Here is an 18,876-nt window from a genome sequence, read left to right on the forward strand (position 1 = left end):
GACGACGACACCCCGATACGACATGGGCGCCATTCGCGTGGAGAGGGCGGCAATCGTGACGCGCTGCGCGGACGGCATCGGCGCCGGGGATTCTCCGCCTGACTGACCTGCGCACGATACCCGGGCACCGGGCCTGCAACGAAACATGAACATGGAGATGTCCGCGTGCGTGCGGCGCATCAGCGCCGTCTTGCACCCGGATCGAAGGAGACACACGATGAAAACCCAACCGCGTACGCTCGACGTGCAGTCGTTCATCGACGCCGAACGCTTTTCCCCCTGCCAGTGGCTGATCCTGATCCTGTGCTTTCTGGTCGTGGCCGCCGACGGCTACGACACGGCCGCGATCGGCTTCATCGCGCCGGCGCTGACCCACGACTGGGGCATCGCGCGCAGCGCGCTCGGCCCGGTGATGAGCGCGGCTCTGGCCGGGCTCGGCATCGGCGCACTCGCCGCCGGCCCCTGCGCGGACCGGCTCGGCCGCAAGACCGTGCTCGTGCTGTCGGTGGCGTGCTTCGGCGCGTGGAGCATGGTGTCCGCGCACGCGCAGTCGATCGAGGCGCTGACCGCCTTTCGCTTCCTGACCGGGCTCGGCCTCGGCGCGGCGATGCCGAACGCCGTCACGCTGATGGCGGAATATGCGCCGGCCCGGATCCGTGGCGTGGCCGTCAACGCGATGTTCTGCGGCTTCTCGTGCGGGCTCGCGGTTGGCGGCATCACGTCGGCATGGCTGATTCCGCACTTCGGCTGGCAAAGCGTGCTGACCGCGGGCGGCATCGGGCCGATCGCACTGGCGGTCGTGCTCGTGATGCTGCTGCCCGAGTCGGCGCAGTATCTCGCGGCACGACCGGGCACGCATGCGCGCATCGCGCGCATCCTCGCACGGATCGCACCGAACGAGCGCTTCGACGACCGTGCGTTTGTGGCCGCCGGCGCGCGCCCGCAGGCCGGCGGGGCGTCCGCGCTCGCGCAGGTGCTGTCCGCGCAGTTTCGTTCGCGGACGCTGATGCTGTGGGCGGCCTACTTCATGGGGCTGCTGATCTATTACCTGCTGACCAACTGGATGCCGACGCTGCTTCGCGATGCGGGCTTCAGCGCCGAAGGCGGCGCGCTGATGACGTCGCTGTTCCCGCTGGGCGGCGTGCTCGGCAACCTCGGGGTCGGTTGGCTGATGGATCGCTTCAATCCGAACCGGACGATCGTGTTTGCGTATGTCGTCGCAGCGTTGCTGGTGCTCGTGGCGAGCCGCACGATCGGGCATGCCGCGTGGCTCGGCACGCTGATCTTCCTGTGCGGCACCGTGGTGACGAGCGCGGTGACGTCGATGTCGGCTTATGCGGCGAGCCTGTATCCGACGCATTGCCGCGCGACGGGCGTGGCCTGGATGCTCGGCATCGGACGGATCGGCGGCGTGGCCGGCGCGTTCGCCGGCGCGATGCTGATGGGGCTCGGCTGGCGCTTCGGCGATGTGTTCAGCCTGCTTGCGGTACCGGCGCTCGTCGCGGCCGGTGCGTTGCACGCGATCGGCCGCTGCCGCACGGAACTCACGGAACAGGAGCGCGCGAGCGGCGCGGCCGTGCAGCAACACTGACGCGGCGGATGCCTGCCGAGCGTGTGCCGGCGGGCTGCTTCAGGGCGGGGCGTAGACAAGAAAAAGCCACGGAGCGATCCGTGGCTTTCCCTTTCCATCACGCAGCCGTGTCATGGCCGCGTCTTGCACTGCATCGTGCGAGCGCGCTTACGCGATGCTCTTCGACCAGTTCGCGTACCAGTTGCGGAACAGCGTGTACTGCGCTTCCGCGTAGTTGCGTTGCGCGTCGCTCAGTGCGTCGGTTTCGTTGAAGTGCAGCGTGTATTCCTTGTCGCCGTTCAACACCATCAGGTGCTTGTAGAACAGGACCAGGTCGCAGCCTTCGTCGAACGAGGACAGCACGGCCAGCGCCGATTCCAGTTCCTTCGCACGGACGCGTGCCACCGCATCGCCTTGCGCAGCCTTCTTGCACAGGTCGACGAGTTGCAGCACTTCGCGCGGCAGCGCGTTGCCGATGCCGGTGATCGCGCCCGCGGCACCGCAGTTCACGAAGCCGTGGAAGACTTGCGTGTCGACGCCGGCCATCAGCGTCACGCTGTCGTCCTGCGATGTGATGTTCTCGGCTGCGTAACGCATGTCCGCCGCACCGCCGAATTCCTTGAAGCCGATCAGGTTCGGGTGCTGGCGACGCAGTTCGAAGAACAGGTCGGCACGGGTTGCGAAGCCGTAGTACGGGCTGTTGTAGATCACGGCCGGCAGGTTCGGCGCGGCGTTCAGGATCGCGGCGAAGTGTGCCTTCTGTGCGGCCGGCGATGCGCCGCGCGACAGCACGCGCGGGATCACCATCAGGCCGTGCGCGCCAACCTTCGCGGCATGCGCGGCGTGCGACACGGCTTCCTTCGAGTTCACCGCGCCGGTGCCGACGATCGTCGGGACGCCGGCTTCGACCAGGCGCGCGACGCCTTCCTGGCGCTGCGCTTCGGTCAGCAGCGGCCAGTCGCCCATCGAGCCGCAGTACACCACCGCGCGCATGCCGAGTGCCACCAGCTCCTTGCCCTTCTTTACCAGCGCGTCGAAATCCGGCTGACGGTCAGCGGTGCACGGCGTCATCAGGGCCGGAATGGTGCCGGTAAAAATGTTGTCGCTCATCTCGTTTCCTCACATTCAGATAGGGTCAACTGCCATTGCTGGCACAACCTGGGCAGTACGCGCGCTCGCCGTCTCGTCGGTGCTTCACGTGATCCGGACGGCGGCTGGCCACCTCTTGCGTGCCTCGGTGCCGAAACGTTGCCTCCGGTTTCGCCCGAAAGTCAGCCATCGACGAGTGCATTCTAGCCAGTTCGCATATTTTATACAATATAAAATAAAAAGGGCATGACACAGGCCTTGGTTTCGGGGCATCGGCGAGGGCGGCGAACCGCGCCACGGCGGCCTCCGGCGAGGATGGCGGGCGATCCCGGCGAAGGCGGCGCGACGCGCGTCCCGACTCCACCTGATGCCCGCGAAGCCGGGCCAGCGTTGCGCAAGCCCGTTCCCGTCGCGCTTTCATCTGACCGAAATCCGTTCCTCCGCAGGCTCTTGGAATGGCCGGCGGCGGCTCGCCGACGTGTCGCATTTCCGCCGAAAGCATTTTTGAGATTGCTTGGATTGTGTATTGGATATTGTATAAAATCTTTCGGCGCGCTTACCCGCGAACCGGCCCGTCAAGGGAAATGGAAGACAACGAGAGGAGATACGGAGATGACAAGTCAGGTCGGCGAGGCAGTCTCGCCTGGTGGTGCGGCGGCCGTGCAGGACACGGCGTCGAAACGGGAATTGAAGCGGGTCGTCGCGGCGTCGATGGTCGGGTCGGTGGCGGAGTGGTACGAGTTCTTCCTGTATGGAACGGCCTCGGCGCTGGTGTTCGGCACGCACTTCTTCAAGAAGACGGGCAACCCGATCGACGGCCTGCTCGCGGCGTTCGCGCTGTATGCGGTGGGGTTCGCCGCACGCCCGATCGGCGGGCTGGTGTTCGGCTACTACGGCGACAAGTTCGGCCGCAAGTATCTGCTGCAGGTCAGCCTGATCGTGGTCGGCATCACGACGTTCCTGATGGGCTGCCTGCCGACCTTCGATGCGATCGGCTACTGGGCGCCGGTGCTGCTGGTGTCGCTGCGCCTGATCCAGGGCTTCGCGTTCGGCGGCGAGTGGGGCGGCGCGATCCTGCTGGTCAGCGAGCATAGCCCGGACAACCGCCGCGGCTATTGGGCCAGCTGGCCGCAAGCCGGCGTGCCGGCCGGCAACCTGGTCGCGACCATTATCCTGCTGGTGCTGTCGAGCTCGCTGTCCGAGGCCGACTTCCTTGCATGGGGCTGGCGCGCGGCGTTCTGGTTCTCGGCGGTGGTCGTGCTGATCGGTTTCTGGATTCGCCGCAAGGTCGACGATGCGCCGATCTTCAAGGAAGCGCAGGCGCGCCGCGCGCAGAAGCAGGAAAGGCAGCTCGGCGTGGGCCACGTGCTGAAGTACCACTGGCGGCAGGTGCTGATCGGCATCGGCGCGCGTTTTGCCGAGAACATCCTGTACTACATGGTCGTCACGTTCTCGCTGACCTATCTGAAGCTGGTCGTCGGCTTCGATACCACGCGGATCCTGAAGCTGATGTTCGCTGCGAACGCGATCCACTTCTTCTTCATCCCGCTGATGGGGCTCATGTCGGACATCGTCGGCCGCAAGCCCGTATACCTGACCGGCGCGGTGCTGACCGCGGGCTGGGGCTTCGTCGCGTTCCCGATGATGGACACCGGCAACGACTGGATCATCATGGCCGCGATCGTGCTCGGCCTGTTCATCGAATCGATGACCTACTCGCCGTACTCGGCGCTGATGACCGAGATGTTCCCGACCAACGTGCGCTATACCGCGCTGTCGCTGTGCTACCAGGTCGCGCCGCTGATGGCCGGCTCGCTCGCGCCGTTGATCGGGCTGTCGTTGCTCGAGCGCTATCACTCGTCGACGCCGATCGCGCTGTATCTGGTCGCGGCGGCGGCGATCTCGATCGTTTGCGTGGGTCTCGCGAAGGAAACGCGCGGCAAGTCGCTGCGCGACGTCGATGCCGAGGCGAGCCGGCGGACCCACGCGTAACGTATGCAGCCGAAGCCCGGTTGAACGCACCGAAGCCACCCGCGAGGGTGGCTTTTTTGCGGTTCAGCGCGGATTTCCGGGGGAGAGCGGGGAAGACGGTCGGTGGCCTTATACGAATTGCCTGGCGACCTGGCGGATCACGGCCGCGTTCAGGAGTTGATCTGGTCTCCTATGGATCCCGAGCGCGCAGCCGCGACCCGCGCCAGAGCGGCGACGGACCTGATCGACATGTCGCGTTAGTGCGAAGTCTCGCCGCCGCCGGGCGATGATCCTTGACAGCCGGCGAGGTTCAGGCTGCTGCCGCCTGATGAATCGCGTCGTGCCGCTCACCACCCAAGATATCGACCAGATCGGTCAACATCCGCCCCAATTCACCCGTCATCAGCGTGACGTCCGAGTCGAAGCGTTCGTCGTCGTTCTGCGCGGTGGGATCCGTCGCTTCCTTGATCACGTCGAGCGGTGTGACGCGCTTGATCGTCAGCGAAGGTGTCAGCACGAAGGAGATTCGGTCATTCCAGGTCATGGCGAGGCGCATGCATTGTTTGCCGGCCTCGATGTGCCGGCGCATGTCGTTCGCTTCCAGCGCGTGGCCGACGTATCGCACCGTGGCACCGCCTTCGCCGCTCGAGCGCAATTCGGCGTCCTGGTCCACGGTGAACCCGCCCGGCGCGTCGCCGGACAGCAGCCAATCCGTCATCGCGGCAACCGGCGAAAGCGCCACCTGAACGCCGGCGAGCGGCAATTGATCGATCGATTTGACGAGCAGGCCGCGGACGTCGTCGGCAAGAGCCTGTGCAGCCGCATCGATGACGAGCCAGCCGTTCACAGTATCGATCCACACGCGGGTATCGCGGCGAATGGTGAACGCGCGCGGCAGCAGTTCGTCGGTCACCTGCTCCTTGAGTTCGCGCAGCTGTTTTCGCCCGACCTTGAAGCCTTGCTGCTCCTCGACTTCAAGCGCCCGGGCCTTGGTCACCTGATTGACGACCGAGGCCGGGAGCAGCTTCTTTTCGGCACGAAATGTCAGCAGCATCTGCCGGTTGATCGAATACACAAGCGCGCCGTCGTCACGCGGCGACGCCCATCCGAAGCGCTGCATCTCGACGCTGGTGCCCGGCTGAAACGCGTGCGGCGCCAGCCATTCTTCCATCTGTTCGGGGGTAACGGCCCACGGTGCCGGGAGACGATGAAGCTGAAGGTTCTTGAACCACATAGGCGTGCGGGCAAAGCGAAGCATTCTATATGACGGTGACGGTTACCGGCCATGAAGCGCCGTTCACCTGCATGCACATTCGGACAGTCTAGCGACCGCTCCAGTCGGCAAACGGTCGTTCCGATGAGAATGATTCAGATTCCGTCATCTGCCAAAGCGCTCCTGACCTGCACTCAGGGTGTTCAGAACCCGGTGAATTCTCAACCCGCCGGATTGGCGCTGCGGCGACATGCTACGATCAACGCGATCCGACTTTCATCCCGACGCACAATGACGACCATGTATGAATTGCTCGGTGTGTGCGAGAACGCGACCAACGAGGAAATCAAGCGAGGCTACCGAAAGGCGGCGATGAAAGCGCATCCCGACCGTAACGTCGGGTGCGAAGCGGACGCGCATGCGCGATTTCAGGAGATCAAGGAGGCATACGCGATTCTCTCGGACCCGGAGCTGCGCCGCGTCTATGACACCGCTTACGCAGAGGAAATGCTCCGTCACGCACGGCTTCGCGAAGAAGAGGAGCGCTTGAACGCGGAGCGCGAAGCGGAATATGCGCGGTTCGTGGCATGGGCGATGCGCTTCGCCGAGCAAGGGCACAACCGCGACGTCGTGTTCGGTGTTCTGCTCGGCCGTGATTGCGATGTTCAACTCGCCGAGCGCATTGCCGGCAGCGTGGTCGAGTTGCATGCGTCGCGCCAGCCGGGCGCATCGCGGGACGGGGAGCGTGATGAGCAGATGCCGCAATGCGACGAGAGGGCGACACAGGCGGCATCGGCGCAGGCGTCAAAGAGCGACGCGCGAAGGAGTGGCGAACACACGCATACGGACTTTTTCAGCGCTCTCTGGCACGGCGTGTTCGGGCTGCGCCGGTGAGCCTTGGTGTGTGACCAGTTCTGCGAACGCAGAACTCGAACGCGATCGGTGCCAACTTCGGGGGAGGTTTTTTGATCGACTGCTTCATGAATTGACGGCTAATTGGGCAGTATTCGGTCATCAGCAGTCAGTCATCCAATGCCGCTGATGGACACTCGAGTGGTGCATCCAATTACATAAGGGTCATTCGCGTCTACGTTGAGGCAGGACCAGTCCATCTTTGACCGCGCAAAATACCCGCTCGTGACACTGGTAGACGACGTGCCCGTTATAGATGGCAAGCAGTTCACGGTTGTTGCGCAAAAATTGAACATCAATCGGCTTAAAGGGAAGCGACTTTCGATCACCAAGCACCTGGTCCAGGAACTCGGGATGCGCCTTGCCGTCCAGAAGCGTACGAGGATCGGCAAAAATGTAGGTTATGAAAGCATTCCGACGCAGATTGAAAGAAAATGCCATATGCGGGCCATTGGCAATCGGTTGACTATATCCCCGGTCAGGAAGTAGGCAGCTTTCGTGATCATATTCACAGACCCAGACGGCTAGATAATTGTCTCGGTCTTCAAATAATTTTTTTACGATTTGATCAAAAAAATTGGGCTGCCCGTTTTCCAGCGGCACGAGCAACATGAACAGAATTCTCAGCCATTCGTGATACTGTACATTGCTTATCCCGAGTTCCGAACATCGGTGTGCTTGATGCGGTTTCCTTCCATCAACAATGCGTCGGTACATTATGAGCAGCTCTGGATTTGTCGGGTCGTGTGCGGCAAGGCCAGGAAACGTGTTGATGATCTTTACAACCGAGAACGGATTTCTCACGAAGTTCAGCAGTTTGGCAGAAAACAGATCGATGATTTCGGTATTTATGTCTTTGTTGTTTGCCTTGAGCTTATCTAGAAGATTTCTGGTATGTGTTGCAACATGGCCTTCGTACTTTTGAAATAATGCTTCAAAATTAAACCGTTTATCGCTGTTGCCTGTTACATCAAAACTAAAAATATCCGAGGCCGACAAATTTTTACTGATACGGTTTCCGTCCGGTTTTTCAAGAGCAAGTTCGTAATTTTCGCGGTCGACAAGTTTGAACGAATAAATGCGCTTATTTTTATCATCAGCCTCGGGATTGGCGGCGTTGAGCCTTTGCTCGGCCTGGGTGACGAAATGTTGATTTTTGGTGTCGTTTTCGAACATGCTGCGTCCCTTGGTTGGTTCAGGCGTTGATCAGACCAAGCGCTGAAGAAGCTTGGCGAGATCAGGCTCCGTAGCGGCCGCCCGCACAACGGCGCCTAACCTCGGGCTCAAACAATTCCGTTCATTCTAGCCGCCGCGTTCTGTATGACCGATCACACGCGGAAGCAGCCATTAGACAGATCGCTGATTAGCCGACCGTTCAGGGTCGGCTTCCGCCGGATGCAGTCCGTTCGAAGCCAGCATCCGACAACGGCTCGCCGTCGGGCTGTAGTCGGCCATCAAGAGTCTTTCACACGTCGTGTCGCCGAGACGTTCGGACGTCGGCTCCGCCCCCCGGAACGGCCGTTCGCCGTTCAATCATCGAACCACGAATTCGCTCAGGTCCGCTGGTGGGCACAGTCGCTGTTCGTGCGCTCTCATCAGGCGAGAAACGATATCTTGCCCGGGGTGGGGAACGCGTGGAGTCTTTGCGGCGTAGTACGTAATCCACAATCGGTCGGCATCGTTGCCGATCTGCTGCTCTGCTAGATAATGCGACGGATCATTGCTGAAGAATATTGCATTGGCGGGGCAAGGATCAGTGTAGCCCTCTGCATCGAGATCAAGCATGGTATCGCGTATTTCAGCCATCCATCTATTCCATATCGACTCGTCCTCAGCAGGCGGCAGGTTTGTATCGATGAAGACGTAAAAAGGTAGGTCTACGTCTTTCTTATAAGCTTCCAGCAGTGGTTTTCTGATGTCAACTTGATCACCCGGCCCAATGTCGCGGCCGCCGTTGAAGCCTTGAATTCCTCTGCGGTGCCTGCTCTTTACCTCTACAGCGATTTTTATTGGGGAGAATCGATCATTTGCGATGAACTCGGGGTGTCGTCGTGAGTTATCTTGTTCATCTTCGAACTCGAGTGTGAAGCCTGCTACGACGCACATCGCGGCGACCTTTAATTCATGTCGAGCGGCCTGAAAGAATCGAGAGTCCAGCAGTCGAGCTTTTAGCATGCGCTCAAGCGTCGAGTTATCACCTATCGTGAACAAGTCGTAAGCGAGCCGAAACCACGCTGCTCCACTTCCGATTTGGGAGGCTCTGGGATCAAGACTCTTTTCTTGCAAAACCCTTTGACGATGGCTTACATAGGTATGCATCCACTGCATCGCGGGATGGCGTTGGGCCAGCGGCTTTTTTTCCTCAGCTTGCAGAAACGGCTCGCCAAAGAACAGTAGCGCGTGGTCGTGTATGACGTTAGTGAAGTCGTATGGATCGTCTTGCACCTGTCTGTAGAGGCTGCCGCCCACTGCAACGATCCACTTGCCGTCAAATCTGCAGCACACGGGCATGCGAGCGTGTCCGTAACGTTCAATGAACGTGCTCTCCCTGTCTTTCAAGCGAGCAAATTCTTTCTGCGCTTTCAACAAGAGTGATGCATCAACCGATGCTGCTCTCGCTTGCTGGGCAAATTGCCCCACTACCTGTACTGCCGCGCTTGTCAACAAGGCAGCTTTCTTGATTTTGGGGGGAGGATCGTGTGACATGTCGCTTTTTGAGCCAACATTGGATAGGTAAATCACAAACGAGGCAGGACCGCTCGACAAGAGTATATGTCCGTAGCCTCCACAAAGCTGCCATCTCGCTGTCGTAGGTCTGAAGGTCCGCTTCGGGTCGGCAGCGGTCAGTCGCTTTTGACCGCAGCTGGCCACGCGCGACCGATCGATTCCATGTTTGCTCGGACGCCCAGACGTCGGCTTCGCCCACTCAACGGTCATTCCCGTCAATGACGATGCGTTGACACATGTGCAGAACAGAAGCATGACACGCCGATACGGCCGCTGAACAAGCGCGAGGCTGCACGGGCCAAACGTCGGCGTCGGGCGGCGCGTTGCACTGTCCTAATTCGCGGCACCTGTCCGGATGCGACCCGTGCGATGATGTGCCATGATCAACAAGAGAGATGGAATGACGACTACGTTCGACGAGGCGACAACGGCGGCGATCGCCGCGTTTGCCCAATTGGATTTCTACACGGCTGTGCAAGCGATGCGCGCCGAGGCCGATTACGACCGCGAACGCGACCAGTGGATCTCGCGCTATATCGACGAGCACGGCGGCGGCGCGGACGATGCAGAATACGACGCCCTGCACGCGCAGGCTCAGGCGACCCCGGAATACGCGCAGTTCATCGATGCGGTTCGCCGGGAAATCCTGGAATACTTCGGCGTGACCGACGATCAGCTGGACAACATGGTCCTGCTGCGCGATGACGACAGCGATGAGCTTTGGGCGGAAGTCAACCGGCAGCGGAGCGCGCTGGGAACCGGTGAAGTGCGCGGAGATCTCTGACCATTGCTAGCCATTGGGGTTTCAAGTCGTGCTGGGTACGGGACTAGAGTGGGCTCGGTCAGGTGGTGCGCCCGGCTTGCAGTTGCTGCACCCGATCCGCGGTGGAAGGACAAGCTTTCGGATCTTCGGAACGAGTGACCGTTGTGCATCGGATACCTGCCCTCGGAAGTGCAACGCCTCGACTGCCAGCAATGGGGTGGCAACCGACATACGCAGGCAGCCGAACGCAGGGCGCGACAGCGTGAAGCCCCATGCGGCGGCGGCTCGACGACACGGGCGCTCTGCTAATATTGTAGAAAATATGCAATATCCGCCGCCGCGCCGGCATCTGCCTGACCGCCTTTCCCCAGTCTGAACATGAACGAGAAACGCCCTCCTCTTGTCTACGCCACGCGCGCCGAAGCCGCGGCGAACGAAATTCGCCGCCGTATCCTGACAGGGGAGTATGTCGACGGCTATCAGCTGCGCCAGGATGCGCTGGCGACCGAGCTCGGCATCAGCCGGATCCCGCTGCGGGAAGCGCTCGTGCAGCTCGAGAGCGAGGGGCTCGTCAAGATCCTGCCCCACAAGGGGGCGATCGTCTCGGAACTGTCCCCGGAAGACATCACCGAACTGTTCGAACTGCGCGCGCTGCTGGAACCCGTGCTGCTGAAGAAGTCGATTCCGAAGCTGACCGCCGAGGATTTCGCGCGGCTCGATGCGATCCTCGAGGAGTACAGCGAAGTGCTGCATGCGAGCCAGTCTGGGCGCTGGGGCGAACTGAACACTGAGCTGCATCATGTGCTGCTGTCGCGTGCCGACCAGCCGAAGACGGCGGCGATCGTCGCGTCGCTGCTGCAGCAGACCGACCGCTACACGCGCGTGCAGTTGTCGCTGTCCCAGGCCGCACGTGACGTGGCCGAATCCGAACACGCCGAACTGGTCGCGTTGTGCCGCAAGGGCGATACGCGCACGGCGGCATCGCTGCTCAAGCGGCATATCGAGCATGCGGGCGGCGAGCTGAACGCGTTCCTGCGGGATCGACGCCTCGGTCGTTGAGCGCGCGTCCGGCCAGGACGCCGTGAACACCGCGTTGCAGCAGATTCCAGTGCCGAGGCGTCGCATGTGAGGCGCGGCCGGCCATCGCGGCACCAGCCTGCAGGCGTGTCGTTCGCCTATCCGCCGCCAATACCCTGCAGTACCTTGCCCGTTCCGCCGCACACCATGCATGGATGTCCTTCGACCATGCCCGTGCCGCGGCACACGCCGCACTGATCCTCGCCCACGCCCGGCGCATCGGGCGGCCCTTCGTCGTCCGGATTCAGCGGCGTGTCCTGATCCGGCCCGTCCGACGTTCTGGTCGTCTGCATCGCATACCTCCATCCGCATTACCGATGTCGCCGCGAGCACGCATCGCGCGTGCCCGCGGCGTGTGCACGCGCGCAGGCGCCGGCCCGCATGCCGGAAGCGCGCAACGACGGGCGCACCGGCCCCGGTGACGCGATTCCCCGCATGACGGCGGGGATTCGTCGTCATCGCATCATCGTTACAACGGCGGCGCCCACGTCGAGCGGAACGGGTCTGACTGGTTGATTCCGGGGAAGTCGACGAATGCCTTGCTGCAGTCGACCAGATTGGCCGGACGCACATTGAGCGTTGCCTGGCCGTTCCCGACGGCGCGGCTCGTGGTCGACGCCAAAACCGGCAGGTTCACGTTGTGCAGCGTGAGGTTCGCGTCCGATTGATCGTCCTGGCTTGGCGTCGTGCGGTCAGGGATGCGTCGTAGTCAGTCATCCTATGACTAATGAAATAGGAGCGAAAGCCGGCTCCCGGTCTCGCGAAAGCGATTCAACATCGTACCGATTCAAATGCAGACCTGTTTCCGGAAAACGTTTCGCAGATAGTCCGCCGATTTGAGACGATTTTTTCCCATACTCCGCCGCAAGCCCGCTACAGAGCCCGTTATAGGGTATGCACCAAGTGAGTTAAACGATTAACCGACGTACATTCGCTCCGACACGTCATACAACGTATGACTGTGATTTCGCGAAGACCGTGCATCGATCCATGCGGATGCCGACCGGATCGCCGCCAAACAACGAGCAACAGCAAGGAGACTGACGATGAAGCCCCGATTCACCCGCTCCCGTACCGCACTGGCCGTCGCGCTGATGGCCGGCTTCGCGGTGTCCGCGCAGGCCCGCGTGTTCCGCTCGGCGGACGTGCACGGCGACAGCTTCCCGACCAACATGGCGGTCAAGTACATGGGCGACGAGCTGTCGAAGCTGACGGGCGGCAAGGACTCGATCAAGGTGTTCGGCAACAGTGCGCTCGGCTCCGAGAAAGACACGGTCGACCAGGTGCGGATCGGCGCGATCGACATGGCGCGCGTGAACGGCGCGTCGTTCAACGAGATCGTGCCGGAGTCGCTGATCCCGTCATTCCCGTTCCTGTTCCGCGACGTCGACCATTTCCGCAAGGCGATGTACGGCCCGGCCGGCCAGAAGATCCTCGATGCGTTCGCGGCGAAGGGGATGATCGCGCTGACGTTCTACGAGAGCGGCGCGCGCTCGATCTACGCGAAGCGCCCGGTGCGCACGCCCGCCGACATGAAGGGGCTGAAGGTGCGCGTGCAACCGTCCGACCTGATGGTCGACGAGATCAGGGCGATGGGCGGCACGCCGACGCCGATGCCGTTCGCCGAGGTCTACACGGGCCTGAAGACGGGCCTCGTCGACGCGGCGGAAAACAACCTGCCGTCGTACGAGGAAACCAAGCACTTCGAGGTGGCGCCCGACTACTCGGAGACGCAGCACGCGATGACGCCGGAAGTGCTGGTGTTCTCGAAGAAGATCTGGGACACGCTGTCGCCGCAGGAACAGGCCGCGATCAGGAAGGCCGCGGCCGATTCGGTGCCGTACTACCAGAAGCTGTGGACCGCGCGCGAGGCATCGGCGCAGCAGACGGTGACGAAGGGCGGCGCGAAGATCCTGCCCGCCGCGCAGATCGATCGCGCGGCATTCGTGAAGGCGATGCAGCCGCTGTGGACCAAGTACGAGAAGACGCCGCAGATGAAGCAGATCGTCGACGAGATCGAGGCAACCAAGTGACCCGTCGCACCTCCCTGAATGGCGCGGCGGCCGTGGGCTCGCCGGATGCGGCCGTCGCGGATGGTGCGGCACCGTGCCGGCCGCGCGCGGGGGCGCCGCTCCTGCGTTGCGTGAACGACCTGCTGTTCCGCGCGCTGGCCGTGGTCGCGTCGCTGTGTCTCGCGGCGCTCACGGTGCTGGTGTTCTACGCGGTCGTGATGCGTTACGTGTTCGAGAACGCGCCCGATTTCGTCGAGCCGATCGCGCTGCTGCTGGTGATCGTGATCGCGATGTTCGGTGCGGCCATGAAGGTGCGCGACGGCGGCCACATCGGCCTCGACTCGCTCGTGCGGCGCCTGTCGCCGGGCGCGCGCACCGTGGTGATCGCGATCCAGCACCTGAGCCTGATCGCGTTCGCGATCGCGATCATGGTCGGCTGCGGCAGCATGGCCGCCGAGACGATGGGCGACCGCATTCCGATCATCGGGCTGCCCGAGGGCGTGCGCTACCTGATCACGATTCCCGCGGCGATCGCCATCATCCTCTTCTCGCTCGAGCACCTGCTCGCGCTTCGTCGTTCTTCGTCGGGCCAATAACGCCATGGAACTCGCGATCCTGTCCGTCAGTTTTCTGATTTTCCTCGTGCTCGGCGTGCCCGTTTCGTTCGCGCTCGGGATTGCCTGCGTGCTGACCTATATGGTCGAAGGGCTCCCGATCGCGACCGCGATGCAGTCGATGATCTCGGGAATGAACGCGTTCTCGTTTCTCGCGGTGCCGTTCTTCATCTTCTCCGGCGAGCTGATGTTGCACGGCGGCATCGCGGACCGGATCCTGCGTTTCGCGCAGGCAACCGTCGGCCACTTCCGCGGCGGCCTCGGGATGGCCAACGTCGTCGCGTGCACGCTGTTCGGCGGCGTGTCGGGCTCGCCGACCGCCGATACGTCCGCGATGGGCGGCGTGGTGATTCCGCTGATGAAGCGCGAAGGCTACAGCGCGGCCTACGCGGTCAACGTGACGACCCATGCGTCGCTCGCCGGCGCGCTGATGCCGACGTCGACCAACATGATCATCTACGCGTTCGCCGCACAGGGGATCACGGGGATGCTGCACGGCCAGCAGGTGAGCGGCGTGTCGATCGGCGACCTGCTGTTTTCCGGCCTCCTGCCGGTGCTGTGGGTGATGGGCTTCGTGCTCGCCGCCGCGTACTGGCAAGCCGTGCGTCACGGCTATCCGCGCCGTGAAGACGGTTCGTCCGCGCTGCCGGCGTTTCCGGGCTGGTATGCGGTGCTGCGCAGCTTCGTCGGCGCGGTGCCGGGCCTGATGGTGATCGCGATCATCCTCGTGTGCGTCGCGAAGGGGATCGCCACCGCAACCGAAGCGGCCGCGATCGCCGTCGTGTATTCGCTCGTGCTGACCGCGATCGTGTACCGCACGCTGACCGTCGAGAAACTGCGCCGCGCGCTGTCGCATGCGGCGCGCACGACGGGCGTCGTGCTGCTGCTGATCGCCGTGTCCAACATGCTGCGCTTCCAGATGTCGTACCTGGAGATTCCGGATGCGATCGAAGGGCTGCTGAAGCAGTCGACCGCAGCGCCCTGGCTGATGCTGCTGTACATCAACATCATTCAGGTGTTCCTCGGCACGTTCGTCGACATGGCCGCGCACATCCTGATCACGACGCCATTGTTCCTGCCGATCGCGATGGCGTGCGGTGTCGGGCCGGTGCAGTTCGGGATCATGCTGCTGCTGAACTGCTCGCTCGGTCTCGTTCACCCGCCGATCGGTTCGGTGCAGTTCGTCGGCTGCGCGATCGGCAACGTGTCGATCGGCGAGACGACGAAGATGGCGTGGCCGTATTACCTCGCGATCTTCAGTGCGATCAACATCGTCACGTACATGCCGTTCTTCTCCACGTGGCTGCCGAGCCTCATCAGCGGGCACGCGGTATTCTGACCGTGCGTTTCGCCCGTCGCGGCATCGGACGACCGAGGTTGTCCGGTGCCGCGAACACGTTAACGGTCGCTTCACGCGCGGCGCATTCACATCGACATGAAGACAGCATGGCGGGCCGTCGCGGCCGCCGTCGGAGACGGTGAAGATGGCGGGCGTGATCGGTTGCCGCCATGCGCGGCGCCCGCGAGGAAGGCCGCGCGGCGTCGCATGACGACGCAACGGCGTGTGTCACTGCATCACTGGATTACGCGCGTTCGCCGACCGGCGCGAACTTGCGGTCGCGCACGCGCCCCTCGTCAACGCCGCGGCGAATCAGGTCCTGCGCTTCCGCGCGGCTCGCGACACACGGCGCGGAGCCGGGCAGCGGCCGACGTGCGGTTTCGCGCAGCGCGAGCACCGACACGATGCCGATGAACGACGCGCCCATCAGGTAGTAGGCCGGCATCATCAGGTCGCCGGTGCGATCGACGAGCCATGCGGTGACGAGCGGCGTCGTGCCGCCGAACAGCGACACCGACACGTTGAAGCCGATCGCGAGCGCGCCGTAGCGGATCCGAGTCGGGAACAGCGCGGGCAGCGCGGACGGCATCACGCCGGTGAAGGTCGACAGCAGCGTGCCGTAGATCAGCATCCCGCCGAACACCGACAGCATCCCGCCGGAGCGGATCAGCAGCAGCGCGGGCACCGACAGCACGAGCAGGCCGACGCAGCCGAACATCATCACCGGCTTGCGGCCGAGCCGGTCCGACAGATGCCCGGAGTAAAGCGTCATCGGCATCATCAGCACCATCACGAGCAGCACCATGAACAGGCCGTGTGTTTCGTTGAAGTGCAGCGTCGCGGACAGGTAGTTAGGCAGATACGACAGCGCCATGTAGTCGGTCACGTTGAAGATCAGCACGAGGCCGACACACTGGAGCAGTGGCCTCCACTGTTCGATGAGCAGCGTGCCGAACGACTGTTTCGGGCGCGATCGTTCGTCCGCTTCGCGCGCTTCGGCTTCCTTCTTGAACGCGGGCGTCTCCTCGAGCTTGATCCGGATGTACAGGCCGACGAGGCCCAACGGACCGGCGATGAAAAACGGGACACGCCAGCCCCACGACAGCAGCGCTTCCTGCGAGAGCGTCGCCGTCAGTATCGCGACGGTGGCCGCGCCGAGCGTGTAGCCGATCAGCGTGCCGAACTCGAGGAAGCTGCCCATGAAGCCGCGGCGCTTGTCGGTCGAGAATTCGGCGATGAAGGTGGCGGCGCCGCCGTATTCGCCGCCGGTCGAGAAGCCCTGCACGAGGCGGGCGACGAGCAGCAGAATCGGCGCCATGATGCCGATCGACGCGTAGCTGGGGATCAGGCCGATCGCGAAGGTGCCGACGGCCATCATGATCATGGTGGCGGCGAGCACGCGCTGGCGGCCGATGCGGTCGCCGAGCGGGCCGAACACCATGCCGCCGAGCGGGCGCACGAGGAACGCGGCCGCGAACGTGCCGAAGGTCGCGAGCAGCTGAGCGGACGGGCTGCTGGACGGGAAGAACACCTTGCCGAGCGTGACGGCGATATAGCTGTAGACGCCGAAGTCGAACCATTCCATCGCATTGCCGAACGCCATGGCTCCGACCGCTCGCTTCAGGACGGCGGAGTCGACGATCGTGATGTCTTCCAGTTTGAGGGACTTGCGCGAAGACCGGGCTTTCGCGGGGTGCGCTTGCGATGAACTCAAAGAACGCTCCTGGAGGAGCCTTCGGCTGGCCGAGCGGATGCGGAACCGTCGGGAACGAAGGCGGTTGTCTCGGGGTCGCCGTGATGTCGGTGATGCGGCACGCGTCATGCGGCATCCGGCAGGTGTGTGCTGGTGTGAAGCAGTGTAGAGAAACGGGAAACGCGGACTATCGGTCATGCGCCCGGAAACCGGTCGAAAACGACACGGATGGCGCAGCCGGGCAACTCCGGGTATCAGCAGGTTCGGCACGTAGTGGTCCGGGCCGCGCCGATGGTGGTCTATACCGGACGCTGATCTTGCCGTGTGCGTGGATGCTGCACGTGGCGGATCGTGCAGGCATGAGATGAACGTTACGTCGGGCACGGATTCGTGCGCGATGGCGATCGCGCCGAATCCGAACGCGTCTAAGTGTACCGAACTCGGCGCGAAATAATTCGGACTGCGAATAAAGAGCGGTGGCGATTCGGCACCAAAACCGCCACCAGTGCATCAGAACATATGACGGATTCCGACGTTCGCGCCGACGGTCGTCCCGGTGACCGCATAAAGCGCGTTGTTGATCCCGAGCCCGGTGTTCATCGCACCGTGATTGTTGACCATCGCGACCTGCGCGTACAGCGCGGTTGCCTTCGACAGGCTGTAGGTCGTGCCGACGGCCGCGAGCAGCGAGTGATTGGCCGTGTCGTTGCGATCGCTGGTGAACCAGACACCGCCGTTCAGGTCGACGGCCGGCGTCGCCTGGTAATCGAGGCCGCCGCCATACACGTTGTTGCTGAACGATCCGCCGACCTTGTAGCTCGTGAACGACGCCTTCGCGGTGACGGGGCCGAAGCGGTATGCGGCGCCGATCGTGCGACCGACGAACGCGACGGTGCTCGGCGTCGGCGTCGGGTTGGTGCCGTCGTTACCGTCGTAGAACGCGGCGTCGATCATGAAGCCCTCATGTTCGTACTTGAGGCTCGCCGAATACTGGCGGCCGGCCTGGAAGTCGCCGGCCTTGCCGCCGAACGCGAACATCGCGCTGCCGGTGAGGCCGGCGATCGTCGGGCTGGTGTACGACACGGCGTTCGGGTTGAACAGGCCGGTCACCAGCACGTTGTCGACGTAGTTGATCAGCCCGCTGCCGAAGTGCGAGAAGCTGCGCGGATCCGAATCGAAGATCGCGAGCAGGAATGGTGAGTACTGCACGCCGGCCTTGACCGTGCCGAAGCCGCCGTCGAGCCCGACCCACGCCTGGCGGCCGAAGAAGTTGCCATTCGAATGGGCGAACGCGCCGTTGGTGACGGCAAAGCCGCTTTCGAGCTGGAATTTCGCCTTGAGTCCGCCGCCGAGATCCTCGGTGCCGGTCATCCCGAACGTCGTCGGCGTCATGCCGGTGTCGGTCATCGCGAACTGATGGCCGGCGTTCGCGCCGGTGGCGGCGCCGAGCGTCTTGCTCGTGTACAGCACTGCGGCGTCGAGGTTGCCGTACAGCGTTACGCTGCTCTGTGCGAAGGCGCTGCTGCTGACCATCGCGCCTGCCAGCGCGGCGCAGCCGATCACGATTCTGTTTTTCATTGAGTGTCTCCAGTGTTGTTGTACGTCGATTCATTGAACGGGGAATGCGACGGACCGCCGCGAAGCGGTGTCCGGCGCGCGGGCCGCATACGCACGATGGGGCGCGGCGGAACGCACGTGCGTGGCCGGGTGTCGGCCGCATGCGACGCGTTCATGGCGGGGATGGCCGCCAGAACGCGCGTGCGTCGAAGAGATTGGTTAAGGCTGGCGGATGCCGGCCCCGTCATTCAGCGTGACTGGCCGAGCTGCTCGAGGATCGCGGGGTTCTCGAGCGTGGACGTGTCCTGCGTGATCGCCTCGCCCTTGGCGAGCGAGCGC

15 protein-coding genes and 1 pseudogene are annotated in these 18,876 nt (G+C 63.0%); 8 read left to right on the forward strand and 8 right to left on the reverse strand.

Annotation, left to right across the window (positions count from 1 at the left end; translation table 11 throughout):
• The first annotated feature begins 217 nt into the window (after positions 1-217).
• Positions 218-1,591 (forward strand): MFS transporter, encoded by a 1,374-nt coding sequence (locus WS75_RS26025; protein ID WP_059684663.1) that lies wholly within the window; start codon positions 218-220, stop codon positions 1,589-1,591.
• 147 nt (positions 1,592-1,738) lie between these two features.
• Here the strand turns inward: WS75_RS26025 and WS75_RS26030 are convergent, their stop codons facing one another.
• Positions 1,739-2,680, reverse strand: a complete 942-nt coding sequence (locus WS75_RS26030) for a dihydrodipicolinate synthase family protein (protein WP_059684665.1) — start codon at positions 2,678-2,680, stop codon at positions 1,739-1,741.
• A 591-nt stretch (positions 2,681-3,271) separates the two neighbouring features.
• On the opposite strand from WS75_RS26030, the gene abaF reads away from it, so the two are divergent.
• Entirely contained in the window at positions 3,272-4,651 is a 1,380-nt protein-coding gene (gene abaF / locus WS75_RS26035) for a fosfomycin efflux MFS transporter AbaF (RefSeq protein WP_059684667.1), read from the forward strand.
• A 289-nt stretch (positions 4,652-4,940) separates the two neighbouring features.
• Here abaF and WS75_RS26040 read toward each other — a convergent pair whose 3' ends face one another.
• Positions 4,941-5,864: a recombination-associated protein RdgC gene (locus WS75_RS26040; RefSeq protein ID WP_059684669.1), complete on the reverse strand. Its 924-nt coding sequence runs from the start codon at positions 5,862-5,864 to the stop codon at positions 4,941-4,943.
• A gap of 270 nt (positions 5,865-6,134) precedes the next feature.
• Between WS75_RS26040 and WS75_RS26045 the strand changes: the two genes are divergently transcribed.
• Positions 6,135-6,737 carry a J domain-containing protein gene (locus tag WS75_RS26045; protein ID WP_059684671.1) on the forward strand — a complete coding sequence of 201 codons (603 nt, stop codon included), beginning with the start codon at positions 6,135-6,137 and terminating at the stop codon, positions 6,735-6,737.
• 183 nt (positions 6,738-6,920) lie between these two features.
• Here the strand turns inward: WS75_RS26045 and WS75_RS32885 are convergent, their stop codons facing one another.
• Together WS75_RS32885 and WS75_RS26060 are read right to left on the reverse strand one after the other, a co-directional pair.
• Complete coding sequence (locus tag WS75_RS32885) at positions 6,921-7,931, reverse strand: hypothetical protein (protein WP_082729736.1); 1,011 nt, start codon at positions 7,929-7,931, stop codon at positions 6,921-6,923.
• 357 nt (positions 7,932-8,288) lie between these two features.
• Positions 8,289-9,461 (reverse strand): hypothetical protein, encoded by a 1,173-nt coding sequence (locus tag WS75_RS26060; RefSeq protein WP_156429890.1) that lies wholly within the window; start codon positions 9,459-9,461, stop codon positions 8,289-8,291.
• Between the two features lie 421 nt (positions 9,462-9,882).
• Between WS75_RS26060 and WS75_RS26065 the strand changes: the two genes are divergently transcribed.
• Both WS75_RS26065 and WS75_RS26070 read left to right on the forward strand, forming a co-directional pair.
• Positions 9,883-10,266: a hypothetical protein gene (locus WS75_RS26065; protein WP_059684678.1), complete on the forward strand. Its 384-nt coding sequence runs from the start codon at positions 9,883-9,885 to the stop codon at positions 10,264-10,266.
• Between the two features lie 357 nt (positions 10,267-10,623).
• Positions 10,624-11,304 carry a GntR family transcriptional regulator gene (locus WS75_RS26070; protein ID WP_059684680.1) on the forward strand — a complete coding sequence of 227 codons (681 nt, stop codon included), beginning with the start codon at positions 10,624-10,626 and terminating at the stop codon, positions 11,302-11,304.
• Between the two features lie 116 nt (positions 11,305-11,420).
• Here the strand turns inward: WS75_RS26070 and WS75_RS26075 are convergent, their stop codons facing one another.
• Together WS75_RS26075 and WS75_RS32890 are read right to left on the reverse strand one after the other, a co-directional pair.
• Positions 11,421-11,615, reverse strand: a complete 195-nt coding sequence (locus WS75_RS26075; protein ID WP_059684682.1) for a hypothetical protein — start codon at positions 11,613-11,615, stop codon at positions 11,421-11,423.
• 176 nt (positions 11,616-11,791) lie between these two features.
• Positions 11,792-11,986, reverse strand: a pseudogene (locus WS75_RS32890) (hypothetical protein); the annotation flags it as partial.
• A 382-nt stretch (positions 11,987-12,368) separates the two neighbouring features.
• On the opposite strand from WS75_RS32890, the gene WS75_RS26080 reads away from it, so the two are divergent.
• The 3 genes from WS75_RS26080 to WS75_RS26090 are packed head-to-tail and all read left to right on the forward strand — an operon-like array spanning position 12,369 to position 15,287.
• Entirely contained in the window at positions 12,369-13,355 is a 987-nt protein-coding gene (locus WS75_RS26080; protein ID WP_059684683.1) for a TRAP transporter substrate-binding protein, read from the forward strand.
• Positions 13,352-13,930 carry a TRAP transporter small permease gene (locus WS75_RS26085; protein WP_059684685.1) on the forward strand — a complete coding sequence of 193 codons (579 nt, stop codon included), beginning with the start codon at positions 13,352-13,354 and terminating at the stop codon, positions 13,928-13,930. Before WS75_RS26080 ends, WS75_RS26085 begins: the two co-directional genes overlap by 4 nt.
• 4 nt (positions 13,931-13,934) lie before the next feature.
• Entirely contained in the window at positions 13,935-15,287 is a 1,353-nt protein-coding gene (locus WS75_RS26090; RefSeq protein WP_059449222.1) for a TRAP transporter large permease, read from the forward strand.
• Positions 15,288-15,531: 244 nt separating this feature from the next.
• On the opposite strand, the gene proP is transcribed toward WS75_RS26090, so the two are convergent.
• Together proP and WS75_RS26100 are read right to left on the reverse strand one after the other, a co-directional pair.
• Positions 15,532-17,001, reverse strand: coding sequence for a glycine betaine/L-proline transporter ProP (gene proP / locus WS75_RS26095; RefSeq protein ID WP_059684688.1), 1,470 nt, complete (start codon positions 16,999-17,001; stop codon positions 15,532-15,534).
• A gap of 489 nt (positions 17,002-17,490) precedes the next feature.
• Positions 17,491-18,558, reverse strand: coding sequence for a porin (locus tag WS75_RS26100; RefSeq protein ID WP_059684691.1), 1,068 nt, complete (start codon positions 18,556-18,558; stop codon positions 17,491-17,493).
• Positions 18,559-18,876: the final 318 nt, after the last annotated feature.

Source organism: Burkholderia sp. FL-7-2-10-S1-D7 (assembly GCF_001524185.1).
GTDB lineage: Bacteria > Pseudomonadota > Gammaproteobacteria > Burkholderiales > Burkholderiaceae > Burkholderia > Burkholderia diffusa.

What these genes read in the sequence shown, in the direction of transcription:
- WS75_RS26025 (WP_059684663.1), top strand. Translation starts at nt 218, where the DNA reads ATGAAAACCCAACCGCGTACGCTCGACGTGCAGTCGTTCATCGACGCC.
- WS75_RS26030 (WP_059684665.1), bottom strand. Translation starts at nt 2,680, where the DNA reads ATGAGCGACAACATTTTTACCGGCACCATTCCGGCCCTGATGACGCCG.
- abaF (WP_059684667.1), top strand. Translation starts at nt 3,272, where the DNA reads ATGACAAGTCAGGTCGGCGAGGCAGTCTCGCCTGGTGGTGCGGCGGCC.
- WS75_RS26040 (WP_059684669.1), bottom strand. Translation starts at nt 5,864, where the DNA reads ATGTGGTTCAAGAACCTTCAGCTTCATCGTCTCCCGGCACCGTGGGCC.
- WS75_RS26045 (WP_059684671.1), top strand. Translation starts at nt 6,135, where the DNA reads ATGACGACCATGTATGAATTGCTCGGTGTGTGCGAGAACGCGACCAAC.
- WS75_RS32885 (WP_082729736.1), bottom strand. Translation starts at nt 7,931, where the DNA reads ATGTTCGAAAACGACACCAAAAATCAACATTTCGTCACCCAGGCCGAG.
- WS75_RS26060 (WP_156429890.1), bottom strand. Translation starts at nt 9,461, where the DNA reads ATGTCACACGATCCTCCCCCCAAAATCAAGAAAGCTGCCTTGTTGACA.
- WS75_RS26065 (WP_059684678.1), top strand. Translation starts at nt 9,883, where the DNA reads ATGACGACTACGTTCGACGAGGCGACAACGGCGGCGATCGCCGCGTTT.
- WS75_RS26070 (WP_059684680.1), top strand. Translation starts at nt 10,624, where the DNA reads ATGAACGAGAAACGCCCTCCTCTTGTCTACGCCACGCGCGCCGAAGCC.
- WS75_RS26075 (WP_059684682.1), bottom strand. Translation starts at nt 11,615, where the DNA reads ATGCAGACGACCAGAACGTCGGACGGGCCGGATCAGGACACGCCGCTG.
- WS75_RS26080 (WP_059684683.1), top strand. Translation starts at nt 12,369, where the DNA reads ATGAAGCCCCGATTCACCCGCTCCCGTACCGCACTGGCCGTCGCGCTG.
- WS75_RS26090 (WP_059449222.1), top strand. Translation starts at nt 13,935, where the DNA reads ATGGAACTCGCGATCCTGTCCGTCAGTTTTCTGATTTTCCTCGTGCTC.
- WS75_RS26100 (WP_059684691.1), bottom strand. Translation starts at nt 18,558, where the DNA reads ATGAAAAACAGAATCGTGATCGGCTGCGCCGCGCTGGCAGGCGCGATG.